This is a genomic window from Kluyvera sp. STS39-E, from assembly GCF_040932435.1.
Taxonomy (GTDB): Bacteria; Pseudomonadota; Gammaproteobacteria; order Enterobacterales; family Enterobacteriaceae; genus Kluyvera.
Genome location: NZ_JBFQGA010000004.1, coordinates 425,412 through 446,344 on the forward strand (window position 1 = coordinate 425,412; position 20,933 = coordinate 446,344).

The 20,933-nt window shown below is 53.7% G+C and carries 19 protein-coding genes; 6 read left to right on the forward strand and 13 right to left on the reverse strand.

Annotated features, from left to right (window positions below; translation table 11 throughout):
• Nucleotides 1-87: 87 nt before the first annotated feature.
• Genes cysA through AB4K05_RS11365 form a run of 4 tightly spaced genes read right to left on the reverse strand, consistent with a single transcriptional unit; the run spans nucleotide 88 to nucleotide 3,896 of the window.
• The gene (cysA, locus tag AB4K05_RS11350) at nucleotides 88-1,182 is read right to left on the reverse strand and encodes a sulfate/thiosulfate ABC transporter ATP-binding protein CysA (RefSeq protein WP_368480070.1); all 1,095 of its coding nucleotides are present in this window, start codon (nucleotides 1,180-1,182) and stop codon (nucleotides 88-90) included.
• On the reverse strand, nucleotides 1,172-2,047 hold the full coding sequence (gene cysW / locus AB4K05_RS11355) for a sulfate/thiosulfate ABC transporter permease CysW (protein WP_368480071.1): 876 nt from the start codon (nucleotides 2,045-2,047) through the stop codon (nucleotides 1,172-1,174). The genes cysA and cysW overlap by 11 nt, the downstream gene beginning before the upstream one ends.
• On the reverse strand, nucleotides 2,047-2,880 hold the full coding sequence (cysT, locus tag AB4K05_RS11360) for a sulfate/thiosulfate ABC transporter permease CysT (RefSeq protein WP_368480072.1): 834 nt from the start codon (nucleotides 2,878-2,880) through the stop codon (nucleotides 2,047-2,049). Before cysT ends, cysW begins: the two co-directional genes overlap by 1 nt.
• Nucleotides 2,880-3,896, reverse strand: coding sequence for a sulfate ABC transporter substrate-binding protein (locus AB4K05_RS11365; protein WP_368480073.1), 1,017 nt, complete (start codon nucleotides 3,894-3,896; stop codon nucleotides 2,880-2,882). The genes cysT and AB4K05_RS11365 overlap by 1 nt, the downstream gene beginning before the upstream one ends.
• Nucleotides 3,897-4,093: 197 nt before the next feature.
• Here AB4K05_RS11365 and AB4K05_RS11370 point away from each other — a divergent pair, with 197 nt between their 5' ends.
• Nucleotides 4,094-4,456: an endonuclease domain-containing protein gene (locus AB4K05_RS11370; protein ID WP_368480074.1), complete on the forward strand. Its 363-nt coding sequence runs from the start codon at nucleotides 4,094-4,096 to the stop codon at nucleotides 4,454-4,456.
• Nucleotides 4,457-4,567: 111 nt separating this feature from the next.
• Here the strand turns inward: AB4K05_RS11370 and AB4K05_RS11375 are convergent, their stop codons facing one another.
• The 4 genes from AB4K05_RS11375 to AB4K05_RS11390 form a co-directional block, all read right to left on the reverse strand.
• Nucleotides 4,568-5,467 (reverse strand): Dyp-type peroxidase, encoded by a 900-nt coding sequence (locus AB4K05_RS11375; protein ID WP_368480075.1) that lies wholly within the window; start codon nucleotides 5,465-5,467, stop codon nucleotides 4,568-4,570.
• Between the two features lie 96 nt (nucleotides 5,468-5,563).
• Nucleotides 5,564-6,139 carry an RpoE-regulated lipoprotein gene (locus AB4K05_RS11380; RefSeq protein ID WP_368480076.1) on the reverse strand — a complete coding sequence of 192 codons (576 nt, stop codon included), beginning with the start codon at nucleotides 6,137-6,139 and terminating at the stop codon, nucleotides 5,564-5,566.
• Nucleotides 6,140-6,200: 61 nt separating this feature from the next.
• The gene (locus tag AB4K05_RS11385; RefSeq protein ID WP_368480077.1) at nucleotides 6,201-6,650 is read right to left on the reverse strand and encodes a DUF2919 domain-containing protein; all 450 of its coding nucleotides are present in this window, start codon (nucleotides 6,648-6,650) and stop codon (nucleotides 6,201-6,203) included.
• Nucleotides 6,637-7,062, reverse strand: a complete 426-nt coding sequence (locus tag AB4K05_RS11390; protein ID WP_368480078.1) for a GNAT family acetyltransferase — start codon at nucleotides 7,060-7,062, stop codon at nucleotides 6,637-6,639. The genes AB4K05_RS11385 and AB4K05_RS11390 overlap by 14 nt, the downstream gene beginning before the upstream one ends.
• Nucleotides 7,063-7,275: 213 nt before the next feature.
• Between AB4K05_RS11390 and amiA the strand changes: the two genes are divergently transcribed.
• Both amiA and hemF read left to right on the forward strand, forming a co-directional pair.
• Nucleotides 7,276-8,145, forward strand: a complete 870-nt coding sequence (gene amiA, locus AB4K05_RS11395) for an N-acetylmuramoyl-L-alanine amidase AmiA (RefSeq protein WP_368480079.1) — start codon at nucleotides 7,276-7,278, stop codon at nucleotides 8,143-8,145.
• On the forward strand, nucleotides 8,145-9,044 hold the full coding sequence (gene hemF / locus AB4K05_RS11400) for an oxygen-dependent coproporphyrinogen oxidase (RefSeq protein WP_368480080.1): 900 nt from the start codon (nucleotides 8,145-8,147) through the stop codon (nucleotides 9,042-9,044). Before amiA ends, hemF begins: the two co-directional genes overlap by 1 nt.
• Nucleotides 9,045-9,100: 56 nt before the next feature.
• Here hemF and maeB read toward each other — a convergent pair whose 3' ends face one another.
• The 4 genes from maeB to aegA form a co-directional block, all read right to left on the reverse strand.
• Complete coding sequence (gene maeB, locus AB4K05_RS11405) at nucleotides 9,101-11,380, reverse strand: NADP-dependent oxaloacetate-decarboxylating malate dehydrogenase (RefSeq protein ID WP_368480081.1); 2,280 nt, start codon at nucleotides 11,378-11,380, stop codon at nucleotides 9,101-9,103.
• A gap of 252 nt (nucleotides 11,381-11,632) precedes the next feature.
• The gene (locus AB4K05_RS11410) at nucleotides 11,633-12,682 is read right to left on the reverse strand and encodes a DUF1176 domain-containing protein (protein WP_368480082.1); all 1,050 of its coding nucleotides are present in this window, start codon (nucleotides 12,680-12,682) and stop codon (nucleotides 11,633-11,635) included.
• Between the two features lie 104 nt (nucleotides 12,683-12,786).
• Nucleotides 12,787-13,362, reverse strand: coding sequence for a GDP-mannose pyrophosphatase NudK (nudK, locus tag AB4K05_RS11415; protein ID WP_368480083.1), 576 nt, complete (start codon nucleotides 13,360-13,362; stop codon nucleotides 12,787-12,789).
• Nucleotides 13,363-13,420: 58 nt separating this feature from the next.
• Nucleotides 13,421-15,403, reverse strand: a complete 1,983-nt coding sequence (gene aegA, locus AB4K05_RS11420) for a formate-dependent uric acid utilization protein AegA (protein WP_368480084.1) — start codon at nucleotides 15,401-15,403, stop codon at nucleotides 13,421-13,423.
• Nucleotides 15,404-15,727: 324 nt separating this feature from the next.
• Here aegA and acrD point away from each other — a divergent pair, with 324 nt between their 5' ends.
• A complete protein-coding gene (acrD, locus tag AB4K05_RS11425; RefSeq protein ID WP_368480085.1) occupies nucleotides 15,728-18,841 on the forward strand; it encodes a multidrug efflux RND transporter permease AcrD in 3,114 nt (1,037 codons plus the stop codon).
• Nucleotides 18,842-18,966: 125 nt separating this feature from the next.
• On the opposite strand, the gene ypfM is transcribed toward acrD, so the two are convergent.
• Complete coding sequence (ypfM, locus tag AB4K05_RS11430) at nucleotides 18,967-19,026, reverse strand: protein YpfM (RefSeq protein WP_001386977.1); 60 nt, start codon at nucleotides 19,024-19,026, stop codon at nucleotides 18,967-18,969.
• 357 nt (nucleotides 19,027-19,383) lie between these two features.
• Between ypfM and AB4K05_RS11435 the strand changes: the two genes are divergently transcribed.
• On the forward strand, nucleotides 19,384-19,743 hold the full coding sequence (locus AB4K05_RS11435; RefSeq protein ID WP_368480086.1) for an ArsC family reductase: 360 nt from the start codon (nucleotides 19,384-19,386) through the stop codon (nucleotides 19,741-19,743).
• Nucleotides 19,744-19,796: 53 nt separating this feature from the next.
• Nucleotides 19,797-20,924: a succinyl-diaminopimelate desuccinylase gene (gene dapE, locus AB4K05_RS11440; protein ID WP_368480087.1), complete on the forward strand. Its 1,128-nt coding sequence runs from the start codon at nucleotides 19,797-19,799 to the stop codon at nucleotides 20,922-20,924.
• The last annotated feature ends 9 nt before the right edge of the window (nucleotides 20,925-20,933 follow it).

Below are 20,933 nucleotides of genomic sequence, written 5' to 3' on the forward strand. Positions count from 1 at the left end.
ATAAAAAAACCCGGCCGCTTCACGCGTACCGGGCTGTAAGCCGGGTCAGCGTAGTGCCACCCGGCAACACCACGTGCAATTAAGCTATCAGGCCGTTTCTGCCAGAGCAAGCGTCGGTTGGGATTCGATGCGCTGGTCACCATGGTACAGACGCGCATTTTGCAAACCAACGAATAAGCGGTCGCCGCGTTGCGGCGTATCATCACCGCGCATCACTACCGTCAACGGATCGTTGTACCACCCGAGAGGCTGCACGACTAATTGGGTGTAGTGGCCTTTCGGGCTCGCTTCCAGAACCTGTACCGGCAACGGCGAATCAAGGCTAGTTCGGCGGCTGACGTCCACTTCCCACGGACGGAGGAACAAGTCGACCGGCCCCTGATAAGACGGCGTATAGCCCAGCGGCCAGCGATGTGCACCCACGTGGAACTGTCCACCGCGAATGGTGCCCTGCAGACGGTTAACCTCGCCCATAAACTCCAGAACAAAGCGAGTTGCAGGTTCACGCCAAACCAGCTCAGGTTCATCAGCCTGCTCAATATTACCCTGACTCATCACCACCACGCGGTTGGCGACTTCCATCGCCTCTTCCTGATCGTGGGTGACGAAGACGCTGGTGAACTTCAGCTCTTCATGCAGCTGACGCAGCCAACGTCGGAGTTCTTTACGCACCTGTGCATCCAACGCGCCAAACGGTTCGTCGAGCAGCAGGATCTGAGGCTCCACCGCCAGTGCGCGAGCCAGTGCCACGCGCTGCTTCTGCCCGCCAGAAAGCTGCGCCGGGTAGCGTTCTGCCAAATGGGCGAGTTGCACCATCTCCAGCAGCTTGGTTACTTTTGCCTTGATAGTTGCCGCATTTGGACGCTCGCGACGCGGCAGAACAGTCAGACCAAACGCGATGTTGTCGAATACGGTCATATGGCGGAACAACGCATAATGCTGGAACACGAAGCCAACTTTACGATCACGCGCATGCAGGCGACTGACATCGGTACCTTGGAAACGAATATGCCCGCTGGTCTGGTGCTCAAGCCCTGCAATAATACGCAGCAGCGTCGTTTTACCGGAGCCCGACGGCCCAAGAAGCGCCACCATCTGACCGGAAGGGATATCCAAAGAGATATCATTCAGCACCTGGGTGCGACCAAAAGACTTCTTAATATTGGCAATCTCAATGCTCATGATTTCCCTCCTGTTGCGCGCGTTTTTCCTGATTATGTAAACGCCACTGCAACGCACTCTTTAAAAATAAGGTCAGAATCGCCATCAGCGTCAGCAGCGCCGCCGCGGTGAAGGAGCCGACGGTGTTGTAATCTTGTTCCAGCAGTTCAATCTGCAACGGCAACGATAAGGTCTCACCGCGAATCGAACCGGATACCACTGATACCGCGCCAAACTCGCCAATCGCACGGGCATTGGTTAATACCACGCCGTACAGCAACGCCCAGCGAATGTTAGGCAGCGTTACGCGTCTGAACATCTGCCAGCCGGATGCGCCAAGCAACACGGCCGCTTCATCTTCATGGCTGCCCTGACTTAACATTACCGGCACCAGCTCGCGCACCACAAACGGACAGGTGACGAAGATAGTGACCAGCACCATGCCCGGCCAGGCGAACATAATTTGCAGGTTATTGGCTTCCAGCCAGCCGCCCAGCGGGCCATTGGATCCGTAAAACAACAGATAAACCAAACCGGCAACTACCGGTGAAACGGCGAACGGAATATCCAGCAGCGTTAACAGCAACTGGCGGCCGGGAAAGTTAAAGCGCGTCACCAGCCAGGCGAGCAGCACACCGAAAACGAGGTTTATCGGCACGGTAATCAACGCAATCATCACCGTCAGCCAGATAGCGTGCAGCATGTCCGGATCGGCCAAGTTTTGCAGCACCGGCATCAGCCCTTTGCTGAAAGCCTGCACAAAGATGTAAATCATTGGCACCAGCAGGATAAAGGCAGAAACCAGCATCCCGGTACCAATCAGAAACCATTTTCCCCAGTTAAAACGGGGTGCGTCATAGCGCTTCAATTGAGCAACTTCCGCCATTAATGACCTACCACACGCCGACCAAAGCGACTTTGCAATGTATTGATAGAGAACAACAGCAGCAATGATGCCGCAAGGATCACCGAAGCAATCGCGCTCGCTGCGGGATAATCAAACTCCTGCAAGCGGACAAAAATCATCAGCGAAGTCACTTCCGTTTTCCACGCAATGTTGCCTGCAATAAAGATGACCGCGCCGAATTCGCCGAGGCTGCGGGTAAACGACAGCGCCACACCCGCCAGCAGCGCAGGAGAAAGCTCCGGCAGAACCACTTTGCGGAAGCTTTGGATACGGGTCGCGCCTAGCGTTTCTGCCGCTTCTTCATACTCTGGGCCCAACTCTTCCAGCACCGGCTGCACGGTACGCACCACGAATGGAATGCTGGTGAAAGCCATGGCGACAGCAATACCAAGCCAAGTGTAAGTCACCTTGATGTCAAACTTCGCCAGCCATTCACCGTAAAAACCGTTCACCGAAAACAGCGATGCCAGCGTCAGGCCCGCGACCGCCGTCGGCAGTGCAAACGGCAGATCCATCAGGGCATCCAACAGCGTGCGGCCCGGGAAACGATAGCGGGTTAAAATCCACGCCATCAGCAGGCCGAATACGCCATTAAAGATTGACGCAACAAACGCCGACAGCAGCGTCACCTTATAAGCAGCAACCACCTGCGGATTGGTGATAACTTCCCAATACTGCGCCCAGCTCATGGCAGACAGTTGGATAACCAGCGCGCTCAGCGGTAGCAACAGAATCAAACAAACAAACAGCAGACTGGTGCCGAGGCTCAGGGTAAAGCCCGGCAGCACGCGTCTGGAAGAAACTGCAAACATTACTTACGCCCCGCCGCTAACAGCTTGTCTAATTCACCACCACTGGCGAAATGGGTTTTCATCACTTCAGGCCAAGCGCCAAACTTGTCTTCTACACGGAAAAGGTCAGTCTGCGGGAATTTGTCCTTCAGCTTGTCCATCACCTGCGGGTTGTTCACGCGGTAGTAGTAGTCGGTAATAATGGCCTGTGCCTGTGGACTGTAGAGATAGTTCAGGTAGGCTTTTGCCGCCTTCTCGGTACCGTTAGCTTTGACGTTTTTATCGACCCACGCGACCGGGAATTCAGCCAAGATATTGGTTTTAGGGATAATGACCTCAAAACCCTGAGCCTCATACTGCTTGCGAATATTATTCACTTCGGATTCAAAGCTAATCAGTACGTCGCCCAGACCGCGCTCAGCGAAGGTCGTGGTGGCGCCACGGCCGCCGGTATCAAAAACTTCGACGTTTTTCAGGAACTGAGTCATAAACTGCTGAGTTTTTGCCTTGTCGCCGCCATCGGCTTTATCCGCTGCACCCCACGCAGCCAGATAGGTATAACGCGCATTCCCTGAGGTTTTTGGATTTGGGAAAATCAGCTTCACGTCCGAGCGCACGAGGTCGTTCCAGTCGTGGATATTTTTCGGGTTTCCTTTACGAACCAAGAACCCCATGGTGGAGTAGAACGGCGAGCTGTTGTTCGGCAAACGCGCCTGCCAATCAGCCGGGATCAGATTGCCTTTATCGTGCAGAACCTGCACGTCAGTCACTTGGTTATAAGTTACAACGTCAGCTTTTAAGCCCTGCAGAATTGCCAATGCCTGTTTAGACGAACCGGCGTGGGACTGCTTGATAGTCAGCTTGTCGCCGCCGTTGTCCTTCGCCCATTGCTGTTCAAACGACGGATTCAGGGCGGCAAACAGCTCGCGGGAAACATCGTAAGAGCTGTTTAACAGCTCAGTCGCCTGCGCCTGTGCAACCAGCAGCATGGAAGCTGCGAGCGTCAGATATCCTTTTTTGATTAAGTTCATCGCCATTGCGCACCCTATAGTGTGAGGACTTTCTAGGCTTCAGTGTATTTATAACGGGTACTAAAGGAGTAACGGTTTTATATACCGTTTGGTGATTTGGAAGTTGAAAAGGGAATAAGACAACCGGAGAGCTTTCTGAAGCGTGATTCCAGAATCGTAACAGCATTCTGACAACCGAAAAACATCCGGGCAAATTGCCTACTATGGAAAATACATATCGTTTTGCGCGTCAGCTAAGGCGAGAACTCACGCCTCAAGAGCGCCGCTTATGGTATCAGCTTCGCGACCGCAGATTTGCGCGGTTTAAGTTCCGCCGTCAGCATCCGGTTGGCCCATATTTTCTTGATTTCACGTGCTGCTCTGCGCATTTGGCTATTGAGCTAGACGGCGGGCAACATGATAAAAGAGAGGGATATGATACACGGAGAACAGCATGGTTGAGGTTGCAGGGATGGCAGGTGCTGAGGTTCTGGAATAATGAATTGCTGGAGAATGAAGAGGCGGTGTTAGGGAGAATTTTGGAGGCACTTGAGTGGTTTGTACCCTCACCCCGGCCCTCTCCCTGAAAGGGAGAGGGGGAAAACCTGATTCGTCTTTGGTTTCATAATATCAAACCGCACCAGACGGTCCCCTCTCCCCTATGGGGAGAGGGCTAGGGTGAGGGGTTCAGCAGCAAACTACAACGCCACCAGCTTATCCAACGAAGGCGCAAAGTAATACCCACCGGTCACTGGTTTGGTAAAGCGCAGCATTGCATCGCGTTTACCGTCGGTGTCGCCAAACATGCTCAGCAACTGCTGCTCAATATTGTGCAGACGCGCACAATAGGCGCAGAAATACAGGCCATGCGTACCGCTCGCCGTCCCGTATGGCAGGCTCTGACGGACAATTTTCAGCCCCTTGCCATCTTCTTTAAGATCAACACGAGTCAGGTGAGAGGTTTCCGGGCGCTCGTCTCCGTCGATCTCCTCGTTGGCTTCTTTGGTGCGGCCAAACATCATTTCCTGATCCGGCACGCTCATGCGGTTAAGCTGCTTGAGATTGTGCTCCCAGCGCTGTACGAATACATAGCTACCGCCAGCGTCCACGCCGTCTTTGATGACCGCCACTTCGCGACGCGTCTCTTCCCCTGCTGGGTTTTCAGTACCGTCGACAAAACCGCTCAGGTCACGCTCTTCTACCCAACGGAAACCGTGGACTTCTTCCTGCACATCCAGCGTATCGCCAAATGCGGCCAACGCGGCCTGAGCCACGGAAAAGTTCACGTCATGACGCAAAGAAAGAATGTGGATCAGCACATCATACTGCGTGGATGGAGCCAGTCCTTTGCCATACGGAGGAAAATCTTTCAGCTCTTGCGCGCCGACACCACCGCTTAATTCGCGCCAGGTGTTGTGGCCAAACGCGACGACCGCACCTAAATGGGCGTCCGGGAATTTCTCCTCAAACGCCGCCAGCTTTTCGGCAAAAATTTTGCTGCCGGCACGCAGGGCGTTGACGTCCCCTTTTACATTGGCTTCAATCCAAATCGCCGCGCGGCAATGTTCCGGCAAAATGCCGCTCTGAACCTGAGACATCGCTCCTCCTGAAATAAAATGCCACGACATCGTGGCATATAAAAACCTTACACATTGTACCCGCTTTTCAGCAAACCGGGGCAATTGGCCGCAAATTTAACGCCGCCAGATAATTTTCGACAGCGTCCAGTTCTTCAGCACGTCATCCGGTGGCATCAGCCCCTGAGGCCCCTGCCAGCTACCGGAGAACTGGTAGCTAATATGGTTGCTGTCTTTGGCCTTACATTCCACAACGTTGCTTTCATCAGAGGTAGCAGACTGACAGTTGCCGAAGGCCTTGTCGTAAACGTCGCTGAACGCCGTGCCCACTTTCACGCCATCAGACGCGCTAATATCGCTATCCAGTACATCGATACGGCTCACGGTGCCGCTATCCCCATTGATGACCAGCGCCAGCTTGTCACCACGCAACGCTTCAAAATAATGCACCACGACGCCTTTTTGCGCCTTCATGCCGCTACGCAGACGGTAGTCGCTCCCCAGCGCATCACCAATAGCCTGTTCATTGAGAGCAGTCGCCCCGGTCAGGCCGCTTACGCCCTGTTCGCTTACGGTCGCAGAAGAACCAAACCAGTTCCACGGATAGGCCGACGACCAGTTCACCGCAGAGAGCGTAGAGCAGCCGGTAAGAGTCAGCGGGAGAGCGCACAACAGTAAACGCAGCGATTTCATTGATACTTCCTATTTATCTAAGTCAGGCCTATTGGAGTCCAGAAAATCCAATAAGTGCCGTTTAATCTATGGCTTCATTGAAACAGGCACGCAGCCGAGTGTTTGTCAGTAGCCACCACAGCGCAAAAATATCCAGCATCAAAAGAGTTAAACCAATGCCGGAGACCGCTTCACCACTTAGCCAAAGGCACGGCTGCCACAACAACAGAATAAGCTGGGCCGCGATTAGCGCCGGCCTCAGCAGGCGCCAGAAGCGCGGATAAACGTGACGTCGCCCGCTCAGTAAAAAGGCAAAAACCGCTGGAACGCCGGGCAGCAGCCCTATCCAGAAAAGGCTGTGGTCGGGATAAAAGAGATTCAGCAGCACGTCGCCTTGGTCGCGCGATGCGCCCGCCATCAAAAATAGAACCCACGTCCGGGCCTGCAACAGTAACAAGCACCAGAACAGAAATGGGAGGCGCAGGCGGCCGTGCGAATCTAAATCGAGGTGCGAGAAATCAGTACTCTTCATCTTCAATCAGGCGCTTACCTAAACTTTGCGCATCCGCGTGTTCGTAGCCCAGACGTTCATACATACCCAATACCACATCGTTATCTTCGCGCACCATAATCTGGATTTTAGGGCAGCCACGAGCGATGAGCTTTTTCTCTAAGCGATTAAGCAGCGCGTTAGCGATACCGCGCCCGCGATATTCCGGGTGCACGCCAAGATAATAGGCCGAACCACGATGACCGTCGTAGCCGCCCATAATGGTGCCAACCACTTCACCGTTGACTTCTGCGACCAAAAACAGGCTAACGTCGTGATTGACCTTGCGCTCGATATCCATTTCCGGATCGTTCCATGGGCGCAGCAGATCGCATCGCTCCCACAGCGTGACGACTTCTTCAAAATCTGCCTGGCGAAAAACGCGTATCTCCATGGTATTGACCACCTTTTCAGGTTTAAAAACGTGATTATGGCGCGAACGGTCAATTTAGCCAATATCTGACGCGGTAGTGTGAAAAAAATGGCATAATAAAGTACAGACACGTATTGAAATGAAAAGTAAAACAATTCTCATCACGAACAGTCGTAACGGAAAACGCGATACGATATAACATATATATTCTTGTTTTTCACAACTCAGGCCGGAATGAGCACTTTTAAACCTTTAAAAACACTGACTTCGCGCCGTCAGGTGCTAAAAGCCGGATTGGCTGCGCTAACATTGTCCGGCATTGCCGCTCAGGCAGCGGCGAAGGACGCCCCATTAAAGACCAGCAACAGTCACAGCAAACCCGCTAAAAAATCGTCGAACCGACGCCTTGTCATGCTCGATCCCGGTCACGGTGGTATTGATACCGGCGCTATCGGTCATAGCGGCTCAAAAGAGAAACACGTGGTATTGGCCATTGCCAAAAACGTCCGCGCGATTCTGCAAAAAAATGGTATCGACGCCAAGCTGACTCGCTCTGGTGATACTTTTATCCCCCTGTACGATCGGGTTGAAATTGCCCATAAGCACGGGGCCGATCTCTTTATGTCGATTCACGCCGATGGCTTTACCAACCCATCCGCAGCCGGCGCATCGGTCTTCGCGCTGTCCAATCGCGGGGCGAGTAGCGCGATGGCGAAATACCTGTCGGATAAAGAGAACGCCGTTGATGAGTTGGCGGGTAAAAAAGCAAAGGATAAAGATCACCTGCTACAGCAGGTTCTGTTCGACCTCGTACAAACTGATACCATCAAAAACAGCCTGACCCTCGGCTCGCACGTGCTAAAGAATATTAAGCCGGTTCATAAGCTACACAGTAAAGGCACTGAACAGGCGGCATTTGTGGTGCTGAAATCGCCATCCATCCCATCGGTGCTGGTTGAAACCTCGTTTATTACCAATCCGGCGGAAGAGCGTTTGCTTGGCACCACGGCGTTTCGACAGAAAATTGCCAATGCAATCGCCTCCGGGATCATCAGCTATTTCCACTGGTTTGATAACCAGAAAGCCCATGCTAGGAAACGCTAATGCCGATTGATGTTGAGCAAATCAAAGCGTTTCTTCTCAAGCTGCAGGATGATATCTGCCAGCAGCTTGCCGAGGTAGACGGCAGCACGTTTATTGAAGACAACTGGCAACGTGAGGCTGGCGGCGGTGGGCGCAGTCGGGTATTGCGCGACGGTGCGATATTTGAACAGGCCGGGGTTAACTTCTCCCACGTGCATGGCGATGCCATGCCAGCCTCTGCCACCGCGCATCGCCCAGAACTGGCCGGACGTAGCTTCGAGGCCATGGGCGTTTCTCTGGTAGTCCATCCACGCAACCCCTACGTGCCCACCAGCCACGCCAACGTGCGCTTTTTCATCGCCGAAAAGCCCGGTGCAGAGCCCGTGTGGTGGTTCGGCGGCGGCTTCGATTTAACCCCCTTTTATGGTTTCAACGAAGATGCCGTTCACTGGCATACTACCGCCCGCGACCTGTGCCAGCCGTTTGGCGAGGATGTCTACCCGCGTTATAAAAAGTGGTGCGACGACTATTTCTACCTCAAGCATCGCAACGAACAGCGCGGTATCGGCGGTCTGTTCTTTGACGACCTAAATACGCCAGATTTTGACCACTGTTTTGCCTTTATGCAGGCGGTGGGGACAGGTTTCACCGAGGCCTATCTGCCGATAGTCAACCGGCGCAAAACCACGGCATACGGCGAGCGCGAACGCGAATTCCAGCTCTATCGCCGTGGACGCTACGTCGAGTTCAACCTCGTATGGGATCGCGGTACGCTGTTCGGCCTGCAAACGGGCGGGCGCACGGAGTCGATATTAATGTCGATGCCGCCGCTGGTACGCTGGGAGTATAACTATCAGGCGCAAAACGGTAGCCCAGAAGCGGCGCTTGATGAGTTTATAAAAGTGAAAGCGTGGATTTAAAGCCGCGCGGAATAAACGTGCGATAAAAAAGCCCCGGATATCCGGGGCTTTTTGTTTTATAGCGGTTGGGTCTGTGCTTCAACAACCGCCAGCGCCACCATATTGACGATACGGCGGACGGAGGCAATTGGTGTCAATACGTGCACCGGTTTTGCCACGCCCATCAGTACAGGCCCTACGGTTACGCCTTCGGCGCTGGAAACGCGCAGCAGGTTATAGCTGATACGCGCCGCTTCCATGTTCGGCATCACCAAGATATTCGCCGAACCTTTCAGTGGGCTATCCGGCATACGATCGTTACGAATGCTCTCGACCAGCGCCGCATCGCCGTGCATTTCCCCATCGATCATCAGCTCAGGAGCACGCGCTTTCACCAGCTCCAACGCATCGCGCATTTTGCTGGCGGACGGGCAATCGGAAGAGCCAAAGTTAGAGTGCGACAGCAGCGCGACACGCGGTTCGATACCAAATCGACGTACGGTTTCCGCCGCCATCAGCGTGATTTCAGCAATCTCTTCCGGCGTTGGATCGTTGTTAACGTAGGTATCTGCAATAAAGGTGTTGCCGCTTGGCAGCAACAGCGCATTCATGGCCCCGGCGGTGTGAACGCCTTCGCGATAACCAAACAGCGGTTTGATCATGTTGAAGTGCTCGTGATAGTCACCAATGGTGCCGCAAATCATGCCGTCCGCTTCACCGCGCTGAACCATAATGGCGCCGATAGCGGTGGTGTTGCTTCTCATCTCACGCTGCGCCTGTTCTTGCGTAATACCGCGGCGTTTCATCAGGCTATAAAATTCCTGCCAGTACTCTTTAAAGCGTGGGTCAGACTCGTTGTTAACTATTTCGAAGTCGATGCCTGGCTTGATTTGCAGACCCAGCTTCTGGATACGCATCTCAATGACGCCCGGGCGGCCAATCAGAATCGGTTTCGCCAGACCCAGCGTGACCAGCTCCTGCGTGGCGTGCAGCACGCGGTTATCTTCACCTTCTGCCAGCACGATACGCTTGGGCTCTTTACGTGCCTGCGAGAAAATCGGCTTCATGAACAGGTTGGTTTTGTAGACAAACTCGCTCAGTTTTTCGATATAGGCATCAAAATCGGCAATCGGACGATTTGCCACGCCGGAGTCCATTGCCGCCTTCGCCACGGCTGGGGCGATCTTGACGATCAGGCGCGGATCGAACGGTTTAGGAATGATGTATTCCGGGCCAAAGCTCAAATCCTGGTCGCCGTAGGCAGAGGCCACCACTTCGCTTTGTTCCGCGTGGGCCAGTTCCGCAATCGCGTGTACCGCCGCCAGCTTCATCTCTTCGTTGATTGCCGTCGCGCCCACATCCAGCGCGCCGCGGAAGATGAACGGGAAGCACAGCACGTTGTTCACCTGGTTCGGATAGTCTGAGCGACCGGTGCAGATAATCGCATCCGGGCGCACTTCTTTTGCCAACGGCGGCAGAATTTCCGGCTCCGGGTTGGCAAGAGCCAAGATCATTGGCGCGCGCGCCATCTTCTTGACCATCTCCTGAGTCAGCACTTTCGGGCCAGAGCAGCCGAGGAAGATGTCGGAATTGGCAATTACATCGTCCAGTGTACGTTTGCCATCATCTTTCACCGCATACGCCGCTTTGGTTTCAGCCATGTTCGGCTCGCGGCCTTCGTAGATCACGCCCTTGGAGTCGCAGACCACGATGTTGTGTTTCTGCATTCCCAGCGCTACCAGCAGGTTCATACAGGCAATGGCGGCGGCACCCGCGCCGGAAACGACCATGCGCACGTCGGAGATATTCTTCTCTACCACGCGCAGGCCGTTGAGGATTGCTGCAGTGCTGATGATTGCGGTACCGTGCTGATCGTCGTGGAACACCGGAATGTTCATCCGTTCACGCAGCTTTTGCTCAATGTAGAAGCACTCCGGCGCTTTAATGTCTTCTAGGTTAATCCCGCCGAAAGTCGGTTCCAGTGCGGCAACCACATCAATAAATTTATCAGGATTGAGCTCATCCACTTCGATATCGAAAACGTCAATACCGGCGAATTTCTTGAACAAAACGCCCTTGCCTTCCATGACCGGTTTACCGGCCAGTGCGCCGATATTACCGAGACCCAGTACGGCAGTACCGTTTGATACCACCGCCACGAGGTTGCCACGCGCCGTATATTTATACGCCGCTAGCGGATCTTTTTCGATTTCCAAACACGGCGCGGCCACGCCCGGCGAGTAAGCCAATGCAAGGTCGCGCTGGGTCGCCAGCGGCTTGGTTGGCACTACCTGAATTTTTCCTGGAATGGGGAATTCATGAAAATCGAGGGCACTTTGTTTTAATTGGTCGTCCATTTAGGGTTCCTTTCACGTATCGAACTAAAAAGGTGAAGCGCAGTGACGTTCCTGATGCACTCCAAAAGCAAGCGCCTAGTATCGCCTTTGACCGCCTAGTAAACTTTGAAGGCCGCCATACTCTTGCGAACACACCATATTTTGTTATTTATTTATTATTTGCATGTTATCAATTATCGATAGCAAGATCATGATTTCCAGATATGCTTTTTTGTTATGCCAGCCATAACCAAACTGACATAGCGTCAGTCTCTAGCCGGAAACCCACTGGGTAGCCCACGCATCTGCACCCTGCCAGCTATCACACTGCGGTTGCGCCGCGTAGCGCACCAGACGAAAACGCTGGCCGTCATAACGCCAGCGCGTCTGAACGCCGCAATCCCCTAAACCACGTCCTTTCTCCAGCGTAATGAGTTCTCGGCTTTTTTCGTTGAAGGTTAGGTTGACCAACTCGATATCACGCTCGTCTTTGTCAGTCGGTAAAAAAGGCAAACGTAGCCGTATCGGTGTGGTAACGAACGGTTGCTTACGCGACACCAGCCAGGCGCGGTAAATGGTGTTGTAAGCGCCAGACTCACAGCTGGTCATCATCAACGCTTTATCGTCAGTGAGCGCGGTGATCCACACCTCGCGGCGAAGTGGGTCCAGCGAGCATTGGTTATTGTTCATTCGCCAAGTACCGAAATCGAGCAGATCGTTATATTCGTCATGCCCCAGTGGCGTAGGTTGCGGATTCACCTTCGCCACTGATTTTAACGCCGGTGCTGGCGGCACGCTCATTGGCGGATCGTCGCCTTTGCGGATCCATGCGGTTTCATTGCCGACGCGCTTTTGCTGAGCATCGATAAACAGCAGCGCCGCCTTCAGCCCCTGAAGCGACATGACCTGCACGCCTTTCACCAACGTAATAGCGCTCGCGTCCTGAATCTGCTGTAAGAAAGCATCAATCGTCGCCCCATCGCTGGTGGTTAACAGCTTCGGCTGAATTTTCCAGTGCTCACCATTTAGCTTTAGCGGTTTGTCATCCAGCAGTAAACGCGGCTCAATGGCCGGCGCCGCTGCCACTGGATTCACCAAACCGCCCAGCTCGATACGCAACTGGGCTTCGGTGCGCGCACCCGCGCTACGGCTTAGCGTCATCACCAAACCGTGATGCAACCCAACGTTGCGGGTCACGCAAAAGTTCTGGTTGTTGCAGGTGACTAACCAGTCGGAGAATAGCTGCTGCGCCGGGGCCGCCCACGTCAACGACGTCGGGAGCAACCCGATGCAGAAGAATAAAAGGAAAACGCGGTAACGCATGAACGGTACGACCCCAGAAGAAAAAAGCATCAACTTACCGGGGTATCTTCACGACCGAAACCATAATGCTCAATCGGATTTGTCGGATTGAGCATTATGCAGAGCTACGCCATAAGGCCAGAATGTTGCAGATATTGAAGCAAAATCACCGTCTTACCGTCGCAAATCTCACCGCTATGAATCATCGCTAGCGCTTGGCTAAACGGCAGCTCCAGCACCTCAATCGCCTCATCCTCAACGCCGCCTCCGGCATTTTCACGCAGGCTATCGTCATATTCGGCAATAAAGAAATGGACAATTTCCGTCACTCCGCCCGGCGACATGTACAGCTGGAAGACCTTGCGAACATTTCTGACCTGATAGCCGGTCTCTTCAATCGCCTCTTTACGGATGCAATCCTCCGGCTCATCGTCATCTAACAGCCCGGCGCAGGTTTCAATAAGCATCCCGTCGGCGTTGCCGTTCACCCAAGTCGCAATGCGGAACTGCCGCACCAACACCACACTTTGTTTTTCACGGTTGTAGAGCAGTACGGTCGCACCGTTTCCCCGGTCATAGACTTCACGTTTATGCTGGACTATCTGGCCATCCCGTTGGCTTAAATCGTAGGTAATATTGCGCAGGACAAAGTAGTTTTCAGAGAGGATTTTATTTTTGATAACGCTGATGTTAAGGGACATGCTGGCTCCACTGCGATAATACGTATTGAGCATATTACGCCGTGGAGCCCTGCTAGCGTCAATGCGCGCGGGTAATTTTAACCTCCAGCCAATCGAGGATCCCCTGCGCGGCGTGGCGGCCTTCGGCCATCGCGGTCACCACCAAATCTGCACCACGGACCGCATCGCCACCGGCGAAGATTTTCGGGTTGCTGGTCTGATAGCGGTAGCGAGAATTAACATCAGCGCGAATGCGTCCCCAATCGTCAACCTCAACGCCTTCAGCATTGAGCCACGGCATTCCGTGCGGATGGAAACCAAAGGCCATGACCACCGCGTCGGCGGGCATCACGAATTCACTACCGGGGATCGGTGTTGGCCGACGACGCCCGTTGCTGTCCGGTTCCCCAAGCTGAGTGCGCAGGAAACGAATACCGCTCACCTGCCCCTGAGGATTCAGCTCAAGCGTTACCGGCTGGACGTTAAATTCAAATTCAGCGCCCTCTTCCTTGGCATTCTTCACCTCTTTTTTCGAGCCCGGCATGTTGGCTTCATCGCGACGGTAGGCGCAGGTCACTTTATCCGCACCGTGGCGCAGTGCAGTGCGCACGCAATCCATCGCCGTATCCCCGCCACCGAGCACAACAACGTTTAGCCCTTTGGTGTTGATATACGGCTCGCCGGGTATCTCATCGAGGCCCATCACATTTTTAGTATTGGCAATAAGGAACGGTAGCGCATCATAGACGCCTGGCGCATCTTCGTTTGGCAGATCGGCCTTCATCGAACGATAGGTGCCAACACCGACAAAGATGGCGTCGTACTCATCGAGCAGCGTGCTCAGCTTAATGTCTTTGCCAATCTCGCAGTTGAGCTCAAATTGAATGCCCATGCCGGTGAAAATCTCACGACGCCGCGCCATCAGCGATTTATCGAGCTTAAAGGAGGGAATACCGAAGGTCAGCAGGCCGCCAATTTCCGGGTGACGGTCAAACACCACCGGCGTTACGCCCTGACGAACCAAAATATCCGCACAGGCAAGACCCGCCGGTCCGGCACCGATAATTGCCACGCGCTTACCGCTGCTGATAACGTTGTCTATCGTCGGACGCCAGCCTTTAGCCAGCGCGCGATCGGAAATGTAGCGTTCAATGTTGCCGATGGTCACCGCGCCATGCTCGTCACGAATAGTACAGGCACCTTCGCAAAGCCGGTCCTGTGGGCACACTCGGCCGGTAATTTCTGGCAGCGGATTAGTTTGATGCGATAATTCCACCGCCGCATCGATATCTCCGGCATTAACGCGTTCAATCCATTGAGGAATGTGATTGTGTAGCGGGCAGGTCCACTCGCAAATACTGTGTTCACCGCAGGTCAGGCAGCGTGATGTCGCCTGTTTAGCCTGCTCTTCACGAAGCGGCAGATAGATTTCAGCAAAACCGGTCTTACGCGACGCCAGATCCAGCTTGTCAGCTTCACCGCGTGGAGCCGTTTCAGCCATCTGCTGCACTTTACTGCGTACCGTCTGCGAGGCTATCGCTCGCGTATCGCTATGCCACGGCTGCGCTTCACGGCACGCCGTTTGCAGACGACGCGCGCTGGCAACATTGTTGAGCTGCTGTTCGGTCATTAATTGCAGCGCATCGGCGGGACAGTTCTCCACGCAGGCCGGTCCCGCCGGGCGCTCATGGCACAGATCGCACTTATGAGCACTGGCTTTAACCCGCCCATCTTTCGCGGGAGTCAGCACTATTTGCATGGTGCCGAATGGGCAGGCCACCACGCAGGATTTGCAGCCGATGCACTTGGCCTGATCGACTAAAATGGCATTGTCTGCATGACGAATGGCCCCATTTGGGCAGCTACGCGCACAGGGCGCATCTTCACAATGGTGGCAGGTTGCTGCTCCGCGCTGGTGGTTCATTTTCACCACCGTGATCCGCGGAACGAACTGGGAGACGTTAAGGACATGCTGTTCTTCGTTATGCGACATTACACAGGCAACTTCACATGCCTTGCATCCAATGCATTTTTGGCTATCTACCCGAATAAAACGGTTCATGTATTCTCAGCCTATGGTGATATAACCTTATTTTTATAAGTCCTACTTATTAGCTGAGTCATCCCGGTGCAGGCAATGTCCATTTGTCCAGAAATGACGACTATTTGTCAGTATGATGTGGCAGATCAATAAATTTCAGCTTCAATGAAACTACGTTTCAGGCGTCTAGTGAAAGTAGCGTAAGGATGTGCAAACCGTTTCGGCAAAGCGGCATGATAATTTACATGATCTCCTTTTTTTCTCCACGATTGCTGGAAGCCTTACGGCTACAGTACTGGTCACAATCCAGTACATAAAAATGAACAACACGAGGTTTGGAGCCTGATGGCGAATTTCTTTATCGATCGCCCCATTTTTGCTTGGGTGCTGGCTATCCTTTTGTGCCTAACCGGTGCGCTAGCGATTTTTTCATTACCCGTTGAGCAATACCCTGACCTCGCGCCACCGAACGTTCGCGTCACCGCCAACTACCCCGGCGCATCGGCACAAACGCTGGAAAACACCGTTACCCAGGTTATCGAACAGAACATGACCGGCATCGATAACCTGATGTACATGTCGTCTCAAAGCAGTGCCACCGGCCAGGCCAGCATTACCCTGAGCTTTGTTGCCGGTACCGATCCGGATGAAGCCGTACAGCAGGTGCAAAACCAGCTGCAAACCGCCATGAACAAACTCCCACAGGCGGTACAAACGCAGGGTGTCACGGTGCGTAAAACCGGCGATACCAACATTCTGACCATCGCATTTGTTTCTACCGATGGCAGTATGGATAAGCAAGATATCTCAGATTATGTCGCCAGTAACATTCAGGACCCGCTCAGCCGCGTTGACGGCGTGGGCGATATCGACGCCTATGGTTCCCAGTACTCCATGCGAATCTGGCTCGATCCGGAAAAACTCAATAGCTTCCAGCTCACCGCTGATGATGTCACCAGTGCCATCAAATCGCAGAACGCACAAATCGCCGTCGGCCAGCTTGGCGGCACGCCTTCGGTCGATAAGCAGGCGCTGAACGCTACCATCAACGCCCAGTCCTTGTTGCAAACCCCGCAGCAGTTTCGCGACATCACTTTGCGGGTAAATCAGGACGGTTCTCTGGTGACGCTAGGTGACGTCGCCAGCGTCGAAATGGGGGCAGAAAAATATGATTATCTCAGCCGCTATAACCGTAATCAGGCGTCGGGTCTTGGTATTAAGCTGGCCTCCGGCGCCAACGAAATGGCCACCGCCGAGCGCGTGATCCAGCGTCTGGATGAACTCAAACAGTACTTCCCGCACGGGCTGGAATATAAAGTAGCCTACGAGACCACCTCTTTCGTAAAGGCATCGATTAAGGACGTGGTAAAAACGCTGCTGGAAGCCGTGCTGCTAGTGTTCCTAGTGATGTACCTGTTCTTGCAAAACTTCCGTGCCACGCTTATCCCGACCATCGCCGTACCGGTGGTTCTGCTGGGGACATTCTCGGTTCTCTACGCTTTCGGCTACAGCATTAACACCCTAACGATGTTCGCCATGGTGCTCGCCATCGGGCTGTTGGTGGATGACGCCATCGTGGTGGTAGAGAACGTCGAACGAATAATGAGTGAAGAGGGGCTGACGCCGAGGCAGGCCACACGTAAATCGATGGGGCAAATCCAAGGGGCGCTGGTTGGCATCGCCATGGTGCTGTCGGCAGTGTTTATCCCGATGGCCTTCTTTGGCGGCACCACCGGGGCAATTTACCGTCAGTTCTCGATAACTATCGTGTCGGCGATGGTGCTCTCGGTGCTGGTGGCGATGATTCTGACGCCTGCGCTATGCGCGACGCTCCTAAAGCCTATCCATAAAGGAGAAGTGCACGGCACTAAGGGTTTCTTCGGCTGGTTTAACCGTAAGTTTGACGCCAGCTCCCGTCGTTATGAATCCGGCGTAGCAAAAATACTCCAGCGCAGCGTCCGCTGGATGCTGATTTACGTGCTGCTGCTTGGCGGTATGGTGTTCTTATTCCTGCGTCTGCCTTCTTCATTCCTGCCGTTGGAAGACCGAGGAATGTTCACAACTTCCGTTCAATTGCCCAGCGGCGCAACCCAGCAGCAGACGCTGAAAGTGGTAGAAAAAGTTGAAGACTATTTCTTCAAAAATGAAAAGGACAACATCACTTCAATCTTCGCGACTATCGGCTCTGGCCCCGGTGGTAACGGTCAAAACGTTGCGCGCATGTTCGTGCGCTTAAAAGACTGGGACGAGCGAGACAGCACCACCGGCACCTCATTCGCCATTATCGAACGCGCCACCAAAGCGCTGAACAAGATTAAAGAAGCGCGCGTCTTTGCCAGCAGCCCACCGGCGATAAGCGGTTTGGGCAGCTCTGCCGGGTTTGATATGGAACTGCAGGATCACGCCGGTGCCGGACACGATGCGCTAATGGCTGCGCGCGATCGTCTGCTGGAGCTGGCGGGTAACGATCCGCAGTTGACCCGCGTGCGTCACAACGGCCTCGATGATAGCCCGCAGCTTCAGGTCGACATCGACCAACGCAAGGCACAGGCATTAGGGGTCGCGATTGACGATATCAACAATACGCTGCAAACCGCCTGGGGCTCGAGCTACGTTAACGACTTTATGGATCGTGGCCGCGTGAAGAAAGTGTATGTTCAAGCAGCTGCCAAATACCGCATGCTGCCAGACGACATTAACAAGTGGTATGTGCGCAATAACGCCGGCCTGATGGTGCCGTTCTCGGCCTTTGCCACTTCGCGCTGGGAAACCGGTTCACCGCGACTGGAACGCTACAACGGCTACTCGGCGGTGGAAATTATCGGGGAAGCTGCGCCCGGAGTCAGCACCGGTACGGCGATGGACGTGATGCAGAATCTGGTGAAACAGTTGCCTACCGGCTTCGGTCTGGAGTGGACAGCAATGTCTTATCAAGAGCGGCTTTCCGGTGCGCAAGCCCCTGCCCTGTACGCCATTTCACTGTTGGTGGTGTTCCTGTGCTTGGCGGCGCTGTATGAAAGCTGGTCGGTGCCATTCTCGGTGATGCTGGTGGTACCGCTCGGGGTTATCGGCGCGCTGCTAGCGACATGGATGCGTGGTCTCGAGAACGATGTTTACTTCCAGGTTGGGCTGCTGACGGTTATCGGGCTATCGGCGAAAAACGCCATTCTGATCGTCGAGTTTGCCAACGAACGAAACCAGCAGGGTGAAGATCTGATGTCGGCAACACTGGAAGCCTGCCGTCAGCGACTGCGCCCTATTCTGATGACCTCACTGGCCTTTATTTTCGGTGTGCTGCCAATGGCGCTCACGACCGGCGCGGGCTCTGGCGGCCAGCATGCGGTAGGTACCGGCGTGGTTGGCGGGATGGTATCGGCAACCGTGCTGGCGATTTTCTTCGTACCGCTGTTCTTCGTACTGGTACGCAGACGGTTCCCGTTAAAAGAGAAGCCAGAGTAAGAAACAGAAAAGGCGACATTAATATGTCGCCTTTTTTACTTTGAAATGTGACCCGATTACTCTGTACGACAACACACCATCATGGTTATTGAAAGAACACAGCGCTTCACTCACATTGCTGAAAATTATTTACGAAGCATCACTTCAATAAAGTCTTTCCAGTTCCCTAGTTCACGTTCAATCATAACTACCTCTCTTATTATTATGCGTATTTTACGTACGATTGTATGACCTGTGAATACGGTTTATCCAATTACTTTGATTGCCGCTGCCAACATATCTTTACTGCATGTGCTCACTATGGTCCGGAACTTTGACATTTAATGTGACCTACAGCAACATTCTGAAATAGTTATCATGGTGTGAATTATATGATAATGATTTTAAGTAAGGCAATACGAAAACACTACGACTTAAGTTGTATTTAGCATGTTAAACTGATTGAATTTTAACCGTTTTATATAACCAAAATTAAAACGGGCGACGCCTAGAATAACGTGTATATTCAAATCCCCTAAAACCTGATGATATAAAGGTGGAACATGACAATCCTCTATGGAATAAAGAACTGCGACACAATTAAAAAAGCCCGTCGTTGGCTGGACGACCACCAGGTTGAATATCGTTTTCATGACTACCGCGTTGATGGGCTAACACCTGACCTGCTGGCAACCTTTATCGCCGAGCTTGGCTGGGAAGCCTTGCTGAATACCCGTGGCACGACGTGGCGCAAGCTTGATGAAAACGTGCGCGCCTCGGTAAACAACGCCGAAGCTGCCGCCGCGCTGATGCTCGAAATGCCCGCTATCATTAAACGCCCATTGCTCTGCGCGCCGGCACAGCCTATGCTGCTGGGTTTTAGCGACGCCAGTTACGGCCAGTGGCTCGCGCAGACGCGCTAACGCCGTTGCCCTGTATTACTTTTTGCAGAAAACGAAAATAACGAGGTCTAGTTATGTCTTGCCCAGTCATTGAGCTGGCTCAGCAGCTTATTCGCCGCCCTTCTCTTAGCCCAGACGATGCGGGATGCCAGGCGTTAATGATCGAGCGCCTGCGTGCGATTGGATTTACCGTTGAACCCATGGATTTTGGTGATACCCAAAATTTCTGGGCATGGCGTGGCAAAGGGGAAACCCTGGCGTTTGCAGGCCACACCGACGTGGTGCCTACAGGTGATGCTGACCGCTGGATAAACCCGCCGTTTGAGCCCACTATTCGTGACGGCATGCTGTTTGGCCGCGGTGCGGCTGACATGAAAGGCTCCCTCGCCGCGATGGTTATCGCCGCAGAGCGTTTTGTCGCCCAGCATCCCAACCACAAAGGTCGTCTAGCATTCCTGATAACCTCCGATGAAGAGGCCAGCGCAACCCATGGCACGGTGAAAGTGGTGGAAGCGCTAATGGCACGCAAAGAGCGTCTGGACTACTGTCTGGTGGGTGAACCCTCCAGTACCGAAGTGGTGGGTGACGTTGTCAAGAATGGTCGTCGCGGTTCCATGACCTGCAACCTGACCATTCACGGCGTGCAGGGCCACGTGGCTTACCCGCATCTGGCGGATAACCCAGTTCACCGCGCGGCGCCATGGATGAATGAGTTGGTGTCAATCGAGTGGGATCAGGGTAACGAATTCTTCCCGCCGACCAGCATGCAGATAGCGAACATTAAAGCGGGCACCGGCAGTAACAACGTGATCCCAGGCGATCTGTTTGTGCAGTTCAACTTCCGCTTTAGCACCGAGCTTACAGATGAGATGATCAAGGCGCGCGTCGTTGCGCTGCTGGAACAATATCAGCTGCGCTATACCATCGACTGGTGGATCTCCGGGCAGCCGTTCCTGACCGCACGGGGCAAACTGGTTGATGCAGTGGTAAACGCCATCGCACACTATAATGAAATTGAACCGCAGCTGCTGACCACTGGCGGAACATCCGACGGGCGCTTTATTGCCCAGATGGGCGCCCAGGTGGTGGAATTGGGTCCGGTGAACGCCACCATTCATAAAATAAATGAGTGCGTTAACGCCGCCGATCTGCAAATGCTAGCGCGGATGTATCAACGGATAATGGAACAACTTGTCGCCTGAGGGCGCAAC

Coding starts and splice junctions, on each gene's coding strand:
- AB4K05_RS11365 (WP_368480073.1), bottom strand. CDS start 3,896: ATGGCGATGAACTTAATCAAAAAAGGATATCTGACGCTCGCAGCTTCC.
- aegA (WP_368480084.1), bottom strand. CDS start 15,403: ATGAACCGTTTTATTCGGGTAGATAGCCAAAAATGCATTGGATGCAAG.
- cysW (WP_368480071.1), bottom strand. CDS start 2,047: ATGGCGGAAGTTGCTCAATTGAAGCGCTATGACGCACCCCGTTTTAAC.
- amiA (WP_368480079.1), top strand. CDS start 7,276: ATGAGCACTTTTAAACCTTTAAAAACACTGACTTCGCGCCGTCAGGTG.
- cysA (WP_368480070.1), bottom strand. CDS start 1,182: ATGAGCATTGAGATTGCCAATATTAAGAAGTCTTTTGGTCGCACCCAG.
- nudK (WP_368480083.1), bottom strand. CDS start 13,362: ATGTCCCTTAACATCAGCGTTATCAAAAATAAAATCCTCTCTGAAAAC.
- AB4K05_RS11375 (WP_368480075.1), bottom strand. CDS start 5,467: ATGTCTCAGGTTCAGAGCGGCATTTTGCCGGAACATTGCCGCGCGGCG.
- AB4K05_RS11380 (WP_368480076.1), bottom strand. CDS start 6,139: ATGAAATCGCTGCGTTTACTGTTGTGCGCTCTCCCGCTGACTCTTACC.
- AB4K05_RS11390 (WP_368480078.1), bottom strand. CDS start 7,062: ATGGAGATACGCGTTTTTCGCCAGGCAGATTTTGAAGAAGTCGTCACG.
- AB4K05_RS11370 (WP_368480074.1), top strand. CDS start 4,094: ATGGAAAATACATATCGTTTTGCGCGTCAGCTAAGGCGAGAACTCACG.
- acrD (WP_368480085.1), top strand. CDS start 15,728: ATGGCGAATTTCTTTATCGATCGCCCCATTTTTGCTTGGGTGCTGGCT.
- dapE (WP_368480087.1), top strand. CDS start 19,797: ATGTCTTGCCCAGTCATTGAGCTGGCTCAGCAGCTTATTCGCCGCCCT.
- cysT (WP_368480072.1), bottom strand. CDS start 2,880: ATGTTTGCAGTTTCTTCCAGACGCGTGCTGCCGGGCTTTACCCTGAGC.
- maeB (WP_368480081.1), bottom strand. CDS start 11,380: ATGGACGACCAATTAAAACAAAGTGCCCTCGATTTTCATGAATTCCCC.
- AB4K05_RS11410 (WP_368480082.1), bottom strand. CDS start 12,682: ATGCGTTACCGCGTTTTCCTTTTATTCTTCTGCATCGGGTTGCTCCCG.
- AB4K05_RS11435 (WP_368480086.1), top strand. CDS start 19,384: ATGACAATCCTCTATGGAATAAAGAACTGCGACACAATTAAAAAAGCC.
- AB4K05_RS11385 (WP_368480077.1), bottom strand. CDS start 6,650: ATGAAGAGTACTGATTTCTCGCACCTCGATTTAGATTCGCACGGCCGC.
- hemF (WP_368480080.1), top strand. CDS start 8,145: ATGCCGATTGATGTTGAGCAAATCAAAGCGTTTCTTCTCAAGCTGCAG.